This is a genomic window from Luteimicrobium xylanilyticum (assembly GCF_009429125.1).
In the GTDB taxonomy this organism is placed as follows: Bacteria; Actinomycetota; Actinomycetes; order Actinomycetales; family Cellulomonadaceae; genus Luteimicrobium; species Luteimicrobium xylanilyticum.
Map to the genome: position 1 here is coordinate 1,642,125 of NZ_CP045529.1, position 13,443 is coordinate 1,655,567.

10 protein-coding genes are annotated in these 13,443 nt (G+C 75.5%); 6 read left to right on the forward strand and 4 right to left on the reverse strand.

Features of this window, described 5'->3' with window-relative positions; all coding sequences use genetic code 11:
- Positions 1–54: 54 nt before the first annotated feature.
- Positions 55–450, forward strand: a complete 396-nt coding sequence (locus KDY119_RS07230; protein WP_051136639.1) for a helix-turn-helix domain-containing protein — start codon at positions 55–57, stop codon at positions 448–450.
- Here the strand turns inward: KDY119_RS07230 and KDY119_RS07235 are convergent.
- Positions 414–1,298: a DNA-formamidopyrimidine glycosylase family protein gene (locus tag KDY119_RS07235; RefSeq protein ID WP_153022122.1), complete on the reverse strand. Its 885-nt coding sequence runs from the start codon at positions 1,296–1,298 to the stop codon at positions 414–416. The genes KDY119_RS07230 and KDY119_RS07235 overlap by 37 nt on opposite strands.
- Entirely contained in the window at positions 1,285–6,399 is a 5,115-nt protein-coding gene (locus KDY119_RS07240) for an Lhr family helicase (protein ID WP_194174372.1), read from the reverse strand. Before KDY119_RS07240 ends, KDY119_RS07235 begins: the two co-directional genes overlap by 14 nt.
- Before the next feature lie 64 nt (positions 6,400–6,463).
- Between KDY119_RS07240 and KDY119_RS07245 the strand changes: the two genes are divergently transcribed.
- The 5 genes from KDY119_RS07245 (at position 6,464) to KDY119_RS07265 (ending at position 11,717) form a co-directional block, all read left to right on the forward strand.
- Positions 6,464–6,697 (forward strand): DUF3046 domain-containing protein, encoded by a 234-nt coding sequence (locus KDY119_RS07245; RefSeq protein WP_083890560.1) that lies wholly within the window; start codon positions 6,464–6,466, stop codon positions 6,695–6,697.
- Positions 6,697–8,949 carry a phage holin family protein gene (locus KDY119_RS07250; protein WP_153022124.1) on the forward strand — a complete coding sequence of 751 codons (2,253 nt, stop codon included), beginning with the start codon at positions 6,697–6,699 and terminating at the stop codon, positions 8,947–8,949. Before KDY119_RS07245 ends, KDY119_RS07250 begins: the two co-directional genes overlap by 1 nt.
- The gene (locus KDY119_RS07255) at positions 8,946–9,740 is read left to right on the forward strand and encodes an MBL fold metallo-hydrolase (protein ID WP_227994557.1); all 795 of its coding nucleotides are present in this window, start codon (positions 8,946–8,948) and stop codon (positions 9,738–9,740) included. Before KDY119_RS07250 ends, KDY119_RS07255 begins: the two co-directional genes overlap by 4 nt.
- 214 nt (positions 9,741–9,954) lie before the next feature.
- Positions 9,955–11,043: a recombinase RecA gene (gene recA, locus KDY119_RS07260; RefSeq protein WP_036951370.1), complete on the forward strand. Its 1,089-nt coding sequence runs from the start codon at positions 9,955–9,957 to the stop codon at positions 11,041–11,043.
- An 11-nt stretch (positions 11,044–11,054) separates the two neighbouring features.
- Positions 11,055–11,717: a regulatory protein RecX gene (locus tag KDY119_RS07265; protein ID WP_083890916.1), complete on the forward strand. Its 663-nt coding sequence runs from the start codon at positions 11,055–11,057 to the stop codon at positions 11,715–11,717.
- Positions 11,718–11,827: 110 nt separating this feature from the next.
- Here KDY119_RS07265 and KDY119_RS07270 read toward each other — a convergent pair whose 3' ends face one another.
- Together KDY119_RS07270 and KDY119_RS07275 are read right to left on the reverse strand one after the other, a co-directional pair.
- Entirely contained in the window at positions 11,828–12,733 is a 906-nt protein-coding gene (locus KDY119_RS07270) for an amino acid ABC transporter permease (RefSeq protein WP_051136636.1), read from the reverse strand.
- Complete coding sequence (locus KDY119_RS07275) at positions 12,730–13,425, reverse strand: amino acid ABC transporter permease (protein WP_036951368.1); 696 nt, start codon at positions 13,423–13,425, stop codon at positions 12,730–12,732. The genes KDY119_RS07270 and KDY119_RS07275 overlap by 4 nt, the downstream gene beginning before the upstream one ends.
- Positions 13,426–13,443: the final 18 nt, after the last annotated feature.

The window sequence follows — 13,443 nt, forward strand, 5'->3', positions numbered from 1 at the left end:
CCGGTGAGCGTCATCTCCGGGTCGCACGGGCACCAGACGAGAGGGGGCCGCCAGATGATCGTTCTCCGCCGTGAGATCGGTGACGTCCTCCGCGACGTACGTCAGCGTCAGGGTCGAACCCTGCGTGAGGTCTCTTCCGACGCGCGAGTCTCGTTGGGATATCTCAGCGAGGTCGAGCGCGGCCAGAAGGAGGCCTCGTCCGAGCTCCTCGCGTCGATCTGCGACGCGCTCGACGTGCCCCTGTGGCTCGTGCTGCGCGAGGTCAGCGACCGCGTAGCCGTCGCCGAGGGCTTCTCCATCCCCGACACCGTCCCCGCGGACCTCACCATGTCCGCGCTCACGACGCCCGCCGGGCGCCCCGAGGCGCGCGACGACCTGGTCCGCGAGCTCCTGTCCGACGCCTCCCGTGCGTGCTACGGCGCGCCGGAGGACCTCGCCCCGGTCGGCTGACCGGGCGCCTGGCAGACCGGGCACCAGAACACCGGCCGCTCGTACGGCGGCCGGTTCGCGACCCCCACCTGGACGGCCGTGCCGCAGATGCGGCACGGCCGTCCTTCGCGTCCGTGGACGTACCGCTCCTGGAACTGAGGTCCGCTCGCGACGGCGTCGAGCTCGAGGCGGCGCGCGGTCAGCAGGAGGTCGCGGACGCCGTCGGGCCCGACGGCGCGTGCCGCGGTCCACGGCCACAGCCGGTGCGCGAACAGGGTCTCGGCCGTGTAGATGGTGCCGAGCCCGGCCACGCCGCGCTGGCTCAGCAGGAGCTCGGCGAGCGGCGCGCCGTCGGCAGCGTCGTGCTCGCGGCGGAAGCCGCCGGCGGCGTCGGCGGCGAGGATCCGCTCGGCGGCGACGTCCACGCCGGCCGGGCCGGAGGCGTCGTCGGAACCCGGCAGGGGCCGGTCGAAGCCGTCCGCCAGCAGGTCCGGCCCGAGGTCCCCCAGCAGCGTCCGCTCGTCGCGCGTCCGGACGACGTCGAGCATGCCGAGGTCCGTCCCGACGCACGTCCAGGTCGCGTTCGCGAGCACCGCCCGGACGCGCGGGTTCCGGGCTCGTGCCTGCGGCGACCCGCTGCGGGCGATCCGCCACGTCCCGTCCATGCGCAGGTGGGTGCGGAGCGTCCGGGCGTCGTCGAACCGGGTCAGCAGGTGCTTGCCGTACGCGGCGACCTCGAGCACCGTCCGTCCCACGAGGTCCACCTCGAACGCGGTCGGCCAGCGCAGCTCGGCCCGGTCGAGCTGGCGCCCACGCAGGGCGGCGTCGAGCCGGCGGGCCGTGAGCAGGACGACGTCACCCTCGGGCACCGCGCCCCCGACCGGGTGACCGGCGCAAGCCGCCGGGCGTGGGCGAGAACCCTGCGGCGAGGAGCGCACGGGCCGCGGGGGTGGTGCCCGAGCCGGACGCGACGGCGTCGAGCGCCGGCGCGCCGTCGAGCCGGACGACGGTGAGCCGCCCGAGCCGGCCGTCGTCGGTCGCGGCGGCGAGCTCGCGGGCGGCCGACGCGAGCGCCGCGTCGTCGGACGTGAACGTGAGGACGGAGCGTCCGCCCCGCTCGACGTACGCGACGAGCGCGCCCCCGACGAGCACCACCACGGCCCCGGCCTTGCGCCCCGGCCGGGCGCCGGCCGCGCGCCGACCGCCGTCGGCGGGTTCGGCCGTCGTGGCCGCGATCGTGCCCGGCCACGGGAGCGCTGCCCCGTACGGGTTCGCCGGGTCGGTCGCGGCCAGCAGCAACGACCGGGCCCGCTCCGGGTGGTCCGCGAAGCCCTCGAGGTCGTTCGCGTGCGCGCGCAGCGCGTCGACCGCGCCGGGGACCGCGAACTGCGAGCCCCCCAGGTGCTCGACGAAGTACCCCCGGCGCACGCGCCCGAGCGACTCCTGCTCCGCGAGCACCCGGTACACGCCCCGGAAATAGTCGACGACGCCTTCGGCGCTCGCGACGCCGCGGGTGAGGACGCCGTACCGGTCGAGCAGGACGGAGGCGAGCGCCGTCGTCCGGCGGGTCGGGTCGGGCTCGCGTGCCGGCAGTGCCGTCCATCGCCCTCCGCCGCCGCGCAGCTCGGCCGCGGCGGCCGCCCGCGCGCCGCCCGCTCGGCCGCCGAGCGTGCCGACGCCGAAGCCCCCGAGGCCCGCGCGCCGGACCGGGCGCGCGCGGCCGGCGGCCCGCGGAGCGCGGTGCGCGCCGCCCGCGGGGCCGAGGCGCGAGCGCAGCGCCGCGAGCCCGTCGTTGGTCACCCGCCCCGCCCAGACGAGGTCCCAGAGGGCCTCGAGCACTGCGGACTGCGGTGCCTCGGCGAGCTCGGCGACCCGCCCGAGGAACAGGCCGCCCGCGTGCTCGAGCACGTCCAGGACCGCGAGGTGCAGCGGAGTGCCGGCACCCGTCTCGGCGAGCGGTTCCGTCGCGGGCAGGGTGAGGTGCGCCGTCTCGGCGAGGTGCAGGCTCACGAGCCCGTCGCCGCCCCCCGACCCCGGCAGGGCGGCGTGCCCGCACCACAGGACCTCGCCCGACGTCGTCAGCTCGTCGAGCAGCGCGGGCCCGTAGTCCCGGACGCGCGCGGGCAGCACGAGCGTCTCGAGCGCCGACGCCGGGACCGCGGCGCCCGAGAGCTGCTCGACGGCGCGCAGCAGGCCGTCGAGCCCGCGCAACGAGCCGTGTGCCCCGCTCGTCCCGGCGCCGCCCGTCACGCCCTGCCACGCGGGCAGGAACAGCCCGAGCGCCCGCCCCGGCACCGGCTCGACCTCGGCCCGCAGCGCGGCGAGCGAGCGACGCCGGAGGGTGCGCAGCACGTCAGCGTCGCAGAACTCGTCGCCGACCCCGCCCAGCGACGGCGGCCGCAGCCGTCCGCGCACGAGGGCGCCCGTCGCCGCGAGCCGGGTCAGCACCTCGACGACGACCGCGCGTGCCAGCCCGTAGCGCGCCGCGACGTCACCGGCGGGGAAGGGCCCGTGCGTGCGTGCGTGGCGCCGCACCAGGTCGCCGAGCGGGTCCGGGACCGGTTCGAGGAAGACCTCGGGCAGCCCGACGGGCAGGGCGACGCCCAGTGCGTCGCGCAGCCGGGCGGCGTCCTCGACGACCGCCCACTGGTCCTGCTCGCCGTCCGGCGCCCCGGCCACGCGGACCCGCATGATGCGACGCGCGGCCTCGAGCCCGGCCAGCCACGACGGCGTCTCCGTACGCCCGTCGGGCACGGTGCGCTCCACGAGCGCCGCCGTGGGGAGCGGCCCGAGGCGGCGCAGCACGTCCCACACCCCCTCGGCGTCCCTCGCCTGGCGGCCGGGCGCGAGCGCCTGGAGCTCGGCCTCCGTCCGTTCGACCTGCTCGGGGTCGAGGAGGTCCGCGAGCTGGCTGGTGCCGTCGCCGCCGAGCAGCTCGGACAGGAGCGCCGGGTCGAGCGCGAGCGCCGCCGCGCGCCGCTCCGCGAGCGGGGCGTCGCCGTCGTACAGGAACTGTGCCGTGTAGCCGAAGAGGAGGGACTGCGCGAACGGCGACGGCGTCGGGGTGGTGACCTCGACGACGCGGACCCGCCGGCCCTGGACCGCGCGCATGAGGTCGGCGAGCGCCGCGGTGTCGAAGTCGTCCTGGAGGCACTCGCGCGCGGCCTCGAGGACGATCGGGAACTGCGGGTACCCCGACGCGACCGAGAGGAGCTGCGCCGAGCGCTGCCGCTGCTGCCACAACGGCTGGCGCTTGTCGGGCTGACGGCGCGGCAGCAGGAGCGCGCGGGCCGCCGCCTCCCGGAAGCGGGCCGCGAACAGCACCGAGCCGCCGAGGGCGTCACGGACCTCCTCGACGACCTCGTCGGGCTCGAGCAGCAGGTCCTCGAGCGTGACGGCAGCACCCGCGGCGGGGCCGGACGACGCGCCGTCGTCGGGCCCGCCGAACGTCACGTCGAGCCCGGTCACCGTCCCCTCGACGTCCGGCAGCCGCAGGACGATGCCGTCGTCGGAGTGCATCGCGGCGACGTCGACGCCCAGCCGCTCGCGCAGGCGCCGCGCCACCACGAGCGCCCAGGGCGCGTGCACGCGCGCCCCGAACGGGGAGTGCAGCACGACCCGCCAGTCGCCGAGCTCGTCGCGGAACCGCTCGACCACCACGGTCCGGTCGTCGGGCACGGCGCCCGTCGCGGTGCGCTGGTCGGCGAGGTACGCGAGGAGGTTGTCGGCGGCCCAGCCGTCGAGGCCGGCGTCGCGCAGGCGGGCGTGCGCCGCGGCGGGGTCGCCCGCCGCGGTCCCCGCGGTCTCGCGCACCCACGCGCCGATCGCCGCACCGAGCTCGGCGGGACGGCCGGGGGAGTCGCCCTTCCAGAACGGCAGCCGTCCCGGGAGCCCCGGCGCGGGGGACACGAGCACGCGGTCGGGCGTGATCTCCTCGATCCGCCACGTGCTCGACCCGAGCGTGAACGTGTCGCCGACGCGCGACTCGTAGACCATCTCCTCGTCGAGCTCGCCCACGCGGCGCGGCGCGCGCCCGGTCCCACCGCGGGGCCCGGACGGGCCCGTGACGGGATCGCCGAGCTCCTCGGCCGTCGCGTCGTCGCCCGACCCGACCAGGAACACCCCGTACATGCCGCGGTCGGGGATCGTGCCGCCGCTCGTGACCGCGAGGCGCCCGGCGCCCGGCCGCCCGGTGAGGGTGCCCGACGCGCGGTCCCAGACCACGCGCGCCCGCAGCTCCGCGAACTCCTCGCTCGGGTAGCGGCCCGCCAGCATGTCGAGGACCGCGGTGAGCGCGCCGTCGGTGAGGTGCTCGAACGGCAGCGCCCGACGGACCACGGTCGCGAGGTCGTCCACGGTCCACTCGTCCATCGCGACCATCGCCACGACCTGCTGCGCGAGCACGTCGAGCGGGTTGCGCAGGACGTGCACCCGCTCGATCTCCCCGGCGAGCATGCGCTGCGCCACGACGGTCGCCGGCACGAGGTCCCCGCGGAACGTCGGGAAGATCACGCCGTGGGACTCGGCCCCCACCTGGTGCCCCGCGCGCCCGAGCCGCTGCAGCCCGCTCGCGACGCTCGGCGGCGACCCGACCTGCACGACGAGGTCGATCGCGCCCATGTCGATGCCGAGCTCGAGCGAGCTCGTCGCGACGACGGCGGGCAGGCGGCCCTCCTTGAGCTCGGTCTCCGTGCGCGTGCGCTCCGCGCGGCTCATCGACCCGTGGTGGGCGCGCGCCACGACCGGCTCGATCCCCGCGCTCGCGCCCGACTGCGCCTGCACCTGCGCCGCCCGGATCGTCCCCGGGTCGGGCACGTCCTCGCCCTGGCGCTCGGCCCACAGCTCGTTGAGGCGGGCCGTCAGACGCTCCGCGCCCCGGCGCGAGTTCGTGAAGACGAGCGTCGAGCGCTGCACGCGGCCCGCCGCGTGGTGCACGACCGCGGCGTGGGCACCGGGGTCCGCGCCCGTGTCCGTCTCGATGAGGTCGACGATGCGCTCCTCGACGTGCGGCCAGATCGAGGCACGCGGCGCCGACCCCGGCCCCGCGCCCGCCGCATCCCCGGGCAGGGGGAGCGGGACCGCCGCCGGACCCGACAGGTCCGGTTCGCCGTCGGGCAGGGGCGGGAGGCCGCCACCGGCGCCGACGGGCACCGCGAGCGGGGTTGCGCGCAGGTCGGCGAGGTCCGGCACGGGGACCTCGACGTCGATCCGCAGCCGCTTCGTGGCCGGCGGCTGCACGACGACGACGTCCCGGCCCCCGTCCGCGGGCGACCGCGCGCCCGCGAGGAAGGCGGCGACGGCGTCGACGGGTCGTACGGTCGCCGACAGGCCGACGCGCTGCGCGGGCCGGTCCAGCAGCGCGTCGAGCCGTTCGAGCGTCATGGCGAGGTGCGCCCCCCGCTTGGTCCCGGCGAGCGCGTGGATCTCGTCGACGATGACGGTCTCAACGCCCGCGAGCCCGTCCCGCGCGCCCGACGTCAGGACGAGGAAGAGGGACTCGGGCGTCGTGACCAGCACGTCCGGTGGTGCCGTGGCGAACGTGCGGCGCTCGCGGGCCGGGGTGTCGCCGGTCCGCAGGCCGACGCGCACCTCGCGCGCGGCCTCGCCGCGCCGCGCCGCCGCGTGGCGGATTCCCGTGAGGGGCGAGCGGAGGTTGCGCTCGACGTCCGCGGCCAGCGCCTTGAGCGGGGAGACGTAGACGACCCGGCAGCGCCGGGCGGGCTCGGGTTCCGGCTCCGCGGCGCGCACCAGACGGTCGATGGACCACAGGAACGCGGCGAGCGTCTTGCCCGACCCGGTCGGCGCGACCACGAGCGCGTGCCGGTCGGTGCCGATCGCGTCCCACGCCCCGGTCTGCGCGGCCGTCGGCGCCTCGAACGCGCCGGCGAACCAGTCGCGCGTCGCCGCGCCGAAGCGGTCCAGACCCGTCCCGGCGGGGCCGGGACCGGGGGCGGCGGAGGAGCGGGGCACCGTCCCATTGTGGTGGTGGCGTCCCACACCCGCCCGGGTGGGCGGCTCGTGGCAGGCTGGTGCCGTGCGGTACAGCGAGTTCTGGTCCCTGGTGGACGACGTGTTCGGCGACGCCTACGGGCGCACGCTCGCGGGCGTCCAGGTCCTCACCGAGCTGGACTCGCGCACCGCGGTCCAGGCGCTCGACGACGGCGTCGACCCGCGCGTCGTCTGGCACGCGTTGTGCGACGCGATGGACGTGCCGGACGAGCGGCGCTGGGGCTCGGACCGTCGCCGACCCGCGCCGCCCGCACGCTGATGGCCGCCGGGGACCCCGCGCGGCCCACGCCGCCCCCCAAGGACCGTGGCTCGCGTGTCGCGGACCTGCGCGAGTCGGTGTGGTCGCTCGTCGCGACGACCGCCGGGCTGGCCGTCGCGCTCCTCGTCGTGCCGGGGATCTCGGTGTCCTCGCCGTGGGCCGTGCTGGCCGTCGCGCTCGCCGTGACGGTCGGCGACGCCCTCGTGCGCCCCGCGCTGCGGGTGCTCGCGGCCAGGTTCGGTCCGCTCTCGGCGCTGCTGCTCGGGCTCGCGGCGCAGGTCCTGATCGCGTGGGCGGCCCTCGTGCACGTGCCCGGCCTGCACCTGACCCACGGCACCGACGTCGTCCCGGTCCTCGTCGTCGCCGCGGTCGTGATGGCGGTCGGGCGCTGGCTGCTGGGCCTGCGGGACAACGACTACGTCCTCGGCGACCTGCGCCGTCGGGCCCGACGCGGTGCCCGACGGCGCGCCCGTGCGGCCGAGCGCGCGGGCGGGGCGTCGACGCCCGCACCCGGTGGTGACCGCGGGGTCCTGATCGTCCAGCTCGACGGGCTCGCCCAGGACACGCTGGAGTTCGCGGTGCGCGCGGGTCTGGCGCCGACTCTCACGCGTTGGCTGCGGGAGGGCACGCACCGGCTCGAGCCGTGGTGGGCGCAGGTGCCGTCGACGACGCCCGCGTCCCAGGCGGGTCTGCTGCACGGCGCGGCGGACCGTGTCCCGGCGTTCCGGTGGTGGGACCGCGAGCTGGGCCGGCTTCTCGTGACCAACCACCCGCGCGACGCCGCCCTGCTCGAGGAGCGGCTCGCGCAGTCGGGTCCCGGGCTGCTCGCCGGGGGTGGCGTGGCCGTCTCCACGATGTTCAGCGGCGGCGCCGCGACGAGCCTGCTCGTGGTCAGCCGCGCGCGCCGCGGGATCGGACCGGGGGCCACGTTCGTCGAGTTCTGCTCCAGCCCGTTCGTGCTCGTGCGCGCGGTCCTGCTCACCGTCGGCGAGCTCGTCAAGGAGCTCTACCAGGGCTGGCAGCAGACGGCGCGTCGTGTCGAGCCCCGCGTCTCGCGCCTGGGCGCCTACCCGGCCCTGCGTGCGATCACCAACGTGCTGCTGCGCGACCTCAACACGTCGTTGGTCGCCGAGCAGATGGTCCAGGGTGCACCGGTGATCTTCGTGGACTTCGTCGACCACGACGAGGTGGCCCACCACGCCGGGCCGCTCCGGCCCGAGTCGCTGCGGTCGCTCGAGGGTCTCGACCGCGTCGTCGGGCTGCTCGAGCAGCTCGGCCGGCAGACCGCACGGCCCTACGACGTCGTCGTGCTCTCGGACCACGGCCAGTCGCTCGGCGAGCCCTTCGCGAAGACCTACGGGCTCACGCTCGACGCCCTCGTGCGGCGGCTCACGGGTGCAGCGCCCGGGCCGGCCTCCGCCGACGACGAGCGCCCCGGCCCGCGACGGGACGTCGCCACCGCGCAGGCGCGCGGGGAGCGCGGCGAGCAGTGGCACGAGGTGGCCGAGGCGCTGCGTGCGCTGTCCGGCACGGCGCGGGGCCACGACGCCGTCGGGCCGGAGAGCGGGCGCGTCGCGGGCGACCGGCCGACGCGGGGCTCCGAGACCGATCTCGCGACGGAGCAGGACCTGGTCGTCGCCGCGTCGGGGAACTTCGCCGGCGTGTGGGTCACGGGCTCCGACGAGCCGTTGCGGCTCTCGCGCCTCGTGGAGCGCTGGCCCGACCTCGTGCCCGGCCTGGCGGCCCACCCGGGCATAGGCGTGGTGGTCGGCCGCGACGACGACGGCCGGCCCGTCGCGCTCGGCGCGCACGGGCTGCGCCACCTGGTGACAGGCGCGGTCGAGGGCGAGGACCCGACGGCGGTCTACGGGCCGCGCGCGGCCGACGACCTCGCCCACGCCGCCGGCCTCGACTCGGCGGCCGACCTCCTGGTGGTCTCGTCCGTCGACGACGCGGGCCTCGTGCACCCGTTCGAAGGGCTCGTCGGGTCCCACGGCGGGCTGGGCGGCGAGCAGAACCGTGCGGTGCTGCTGCACCCCGCCGACTGGGAGGTCGACGACGCGCTGCGGACCGGCTCCGACGATGCCCGGCTGCTCGTGGGCGCGGACGCCGTGCACCGCCAGCTCGTGGCGTGGCTCGCCGCGCTCGGCCTCGGGCCCGCGGCGCCCCCCGCCGGCGGGGGCACCTCGACGTCGGCCGCGCGCACGCCCGACGAGCCCCCGGCCGGCCACGCCGAGGAGGTGGCGTCGTGAGCGATCTGCGCGTGACCTGGCTGGGCCACTCGACGGTGCTCCTCGAGCGCGACGGCGTCCGGGTGCTCACGGACCCGCTGCTGCACCGGCACGCCGGGGTCCTGCGGCGCCGGGGTGGGCGGCCGGCGGAGGTCTGGCGAGACGTCGACGCCGTCCTGCTCTCGCACCTGCACCACGACCACGCCGAGCTCGGCTCGCTGCGCCTGCTGGGAGACGTCCCGGTGCTCACCGCGCCGGCCAACGCCCGGTGGCTGCGCGCGCACGGGATCGCCGGGGCACGTGGGCTGGGGCCCGACGACGTCGTCGAGGTCGCCCCGGGCGCACGCGTCCGGCTCACGCCCGCCGTCCACGGGCACCGGCCCATGCCCCACCGTCCCAACGCGGCCAACGGGCACCTGCTCCTGCTGGACGGCGCGGGAGCGGGCGACGAGCTGGCGGTCTGGGCGGTCGGCGACACGGAGCTCGCCCCCGCGCTGGCCGGTGTGCCGGAGCTCGCCGGCCGTGCCCCCGACGTGGCCCTCGTGCCGATCGCGGGCTGGGGGCCGCGGCTGTCGGGCGGCCACCTGGGCCCCTTGCAGGCGGCCGAGCTGTGCGCCGTCGTCGGGGCGGGGACGGCCGTGCCGGTGCACTGGGGCACCCTGCACGCGCCGGGCGGGCGGCACGTGCCGCCGGGCTGGATGGACCGCCCGGGCGCGCTCTTCGCGCACGAGGTCGCGCGCCGCGCTCCCGGCACACGAGCCCTCGTGCTCGCGCCCGGCGAGAGCGCCGAGCTGCCTCGGTCGGCACCCTGAGCCGTGCCGACACGCCCGACACGGCGTGTCGGCACGGCATGCGGAAGATCGAACACCTGTTCGGGTAAGGTGATCCACGTCCTCGCGACCACGGGGTGTCGTGCACAGCCGGGGGACCGGCCGGTGACGATGTCGGTGGCCGCACGTAGCGTCTTCACCGATGGCAACGACGAATACGCGCCGCACGGGCGCGAGAAGCGCAAAGGTGGCTGACATGCCCGCACCTGCAGACCGCGAGAAGGCGCTCGAGGCCGCCCTCGCCCAGATCGACCGAAACTTCGGCAAGGGCTCGGTGATGCGCCTCGGGGAGGAGGGCCGGGCCCCGGTCGACGTCATCCCGACCGGTTCCATCGCGCTCGACGTCGCGCTGGGCATCGGCGGGCTCCCGCGCGGCCGCGTGATCGAGGTCTACGGTCCGGAGTCCTCCGGCAAGACGACGGTCGCCCTGCACGCGGTGGCCAGCGCCCAGCGGGCCGGCGGCATCGCGGCCTTCATCGACGCCGAGCACGCGCTCGACCCGGAGTACGCCAAGAAGCTCGGCGTCGACACCGACGCGCTGCTCGTCTCGCAGCCGGACACGGGGGAGCAGGCGCTCGAGATCGCCGACATGCTGATCCGCTCCGGTGCGCTCGACATCATCGTCATCGACTCGGTCGCGGCTCTCGTGCCCAAGGCCGAGATCGAGGGCGAGATGGGCGACAGCCACGTCGGCCTCCAGGCCCGCCTCATGTCGCAGGCGCTGCGCAAGATCACCGGCGCGCTCAACGCGTCGGGCACCACCGCGATCTTCATCAACCAGCTCCGCGAGAAGATCGGCGTCTTCTTCGGCTCGCCTGAGACGACGACCGGTGGCAAGGCGCTCAAGTTCTACGCGTCGGTCCGCCTGGACATCCGCCGCATCGAGACCCTCAAGGAGGGCACCGACGCGGTCGGCAACCGTACGCGCGTCAAGGTCGTCAAGAACAAGATGGCGCCGCCCTTCAAGCAGGCCGAGTTCGACATCCTCTACGGCGTCGGCATCTCGCGCGAGGGTGGCCTCATCGACATGGGTGTGGAGCACGGGTTCGTGCGCAAGTCCGGCTCGTGGTTCACCTACGACGGCGACCAGCTCGGTCAGGGCAAGGAGAACGCTCGGTCGTTCCTGCGGGACAACCCCGACCTCGCGAACGAGCTGGAGAAGAAGATCAAGGAGAAGCTCGGTGTCGGCGCCCGCGTCGACGCGCCCGCGGACGAGCCGGGCGGTGCGGCTGACGCCGCGGCGCCGAAGGTGGCGGCCGCGAAGGGCGCGGCGGCACCGTTCTGACGGACCCGGCCATGTCCTTCCCCCAGGGGAGCTTCTCCCCAGGCCGGTCCAGCACGTCTCGCGGCGGCGCGCGCCGCCGCGACACGGCCTCGTCCGCACGTGGCGAGGTTCAGGCCCGGGCCCCTCGAGAGCGTTCGGACGCGGAGCACGCCCCTGCTTCGCGTGACGAGCAGCTCGAGGCGGCTCGGGCCGTCGCTCTGCGCATGCTCACGGGCGCGCCGCGCACCCGCCGCCAGATCAGCGACGGGCTTCGGCGCCGTGACTACCCGGACGACGTGATCGACGAGATCGTCGAGCGGTTCACCGACGTCGGCCTGCTCGACGACGCCGAGCTCGCCGGTATGATCGCCCGCAGCCAGCTCGCCGAGCGTTCGCTGTCCCGCCGCGGCATCGCCGCCGAGCTGCGCCGGCGGGGGATCGACGACGACGACGCGCAGGCCGCGCTCGAGACCATCGACGACGACGCCGAGGACGCCGCCCTGCGTGAGCTCGTCCGCAAGCGTCTGGCGCGCACCGCCGGGCTCGAGCGCGACGTCCGCGTGCGCCGCGTCATGGGTGTCCTTGCCCGCAAGGGCTACGCGCCAGGTCCGGCGCTCGCCGCGATCAGCGCCGAGCTGGGGGCGGAGAGGGACGAGCTCGCGGCGCGCGACGACGTCGAGGCCTGGGCCGACTGACCCGATCCCGCCGGGCCGCCGGGGCGGAACTTCCTGATCTCGTTCGCGAGGTACCCCGCGTGGAGGCCTACGTCGGTGGCGTGCTCAGTGCCGGAGCAGGTCGAGCGCGGTCAGATGCGGCCACCCTCGCCCAGACCCGTGATGGGGGTGACGCCCACATCGGTGGCGACCGCGGTCGTGGCACCGTTGGCGCCCTGGCCGCTGTCCGAGCGGCGTCGGCGTCGGCGGGCCCGGCCGGCGACGAGCGTCAGCAGGTAGTTCACGACGATGAAGATCACGGCGGCGACGAGCAGCGACTGCAGCATGTTTCCGTCCTTGGCGCCGAGACGTCGCGCCTGCTGGAGCAGCTCGGTGTAGCCGATCGCGGACCCGAGAGCCGAGTCCTTGAGCACGACGACGAGCTGGCTCAGCAGTGCGGGCAGCATGGCCGAGAGGGCCTGCGGCACCTCGATGGACCGCAAGGACTGGCCCGAGGTCAGCCCCGTCGCGAGTGCCGCTTCGCGCTGCCCTCGCGGCAGTCCGTGGACGCCGGAGCGTACGAGCTCGGCCACGACGGCCCCGTTGTACAGCGTCAGCGAGACGACGACGGCGGCGAGAGGCACGTACGCGCTCTGGAAGACGTTGTACACCGCGAAGACGTAGAAGAAGAAGATCATCATCAGCAGCACGGGAACGGCGCGGAAGAACTCGACGATCGTGCCCGAAACCCACCGGACGGCCCTGCTCGAGGCCAGGCGCCCCAGGCCGAAGACCAGGCCGAAGACGAGGGCCAGGACGATCGACATCGCCGCAGCCTCGAGGGTGTCGACGAGGCCGGGGATCAGGAAGTTCGTCCAGGCGTCGGCGTGCACGAGGGGAGTCCAGAGGTCGGCCGCGAACTGGCCCTTGTCGGCGAACCGCCGTGCCACGACGGCGAGCACCGCGAGAACGACGACGACACCGACGACGTTGCCGACCATGATCGCGCGCCGGCCCCGGGGGCCGGGGGCGTCGAAAAGGACGTTCTGGGTGCTCATCGCTTCACCGCCAGGCGTCGGGACAGGGCCGTCGTCGCGAGACCGACGGGAATGACGAGGATCACGTATCCGAGGGCGAAGGTCAGGAAGATCGCGACCATGAGGCTCGAGTGGAACTCGATCATGTTCTTCAGGAGGCTCGAGGTCTCGGTCGAGACGCCGACGACGGACGCCACCGTCGAGTTCTTGGTGAGGGCGATGAGCGTGCTGCCCAGCGGGGCGATCGAGCCGCGGAACGCCTGCGGCAGGATGATCAGCCGCGCGGCGGGCAGGAACGAGAGGCCGACGGACCGAGCAGCCTCGGCCTGGCCGATCGGGACCGTGTTGACGCCCGAGCGGATCGACTCGCAGACGAACGACGCCGTGTAGATCGACAACCCGACGACGCCGAAACGGAAGAAGTTCGTCGCGAAGTCTCCCGACAGCTTGACGCCGAGCTGCGTCCAGACCCCGAGGCTCAGCAGGACCATGATGATCGTGAGCGGCGTGTTCCGGAACACGTTCACATACGCCGTCCCGGCCCACCGCAGGCTCGGGACGGGCGAGATCCGGAACAGGGCGAGGATCGTGCCCAGGATCGTCGCGAACAGCGCGGACCACAGCGTGAGCTGGATGTTGACCCAGAACGCGCCGAGCACGTCGTACTCGTCGAACAGGTCGGCGAACTGCGAGACGAAGCCGTCGGTTCTCATCGCTGGTCACCTCCGTCG

What these genes read in the sequence shown, in the direction of transcription:
- recA (WP_036951370.1), top strand. Translation starts at nt 9,955, where the DNA reads ATGCCCGCACCTGCAGACCGCGAGAAGGCGCTCGAGGCCGCCCTCGCC.
- KDY119_RS07230 (WP_051136639.1), top strand. Translation starts at nt 55, where the DNA reads ATGATCGTTCTCCGCCGTGAGATCGGTGACGTCCTCCGCGACGTACGT.
- KDY119_RS07250 (WP_153022124.1), top strand. Translation starts at nt 6,697, where the DNA reads ATGGCCGCCGGGGACCCCGCGCGGCCCACGCCGCCCCCCAAGGACCGT.
- KDY119_RS07265 (WP_083890916.1), top strand. Translation starts at nt 11,055, where the DNA reads ATGTCCTTCCCCCAGGGGAGCTTCTCCCCAGGCCGGTCCAGCACGTCT.
- KDY119_RS07275 (WP_036951368.1), bottom strand. Translation starts at nt 13,425, where the DNA reads ATGAGAACCGACGGCTTCGTCTCGCAGTTCGCCGACCTGTTCGACGAG.
- KDY119_RS07270 (WP_051136636.1), bottom strand. Translation starts at nt 12,733, where the DNA reads ATGAGCACCCAGAACGTCCTTTTCGACGCCCCCGGCCCCCGGGGCCGG.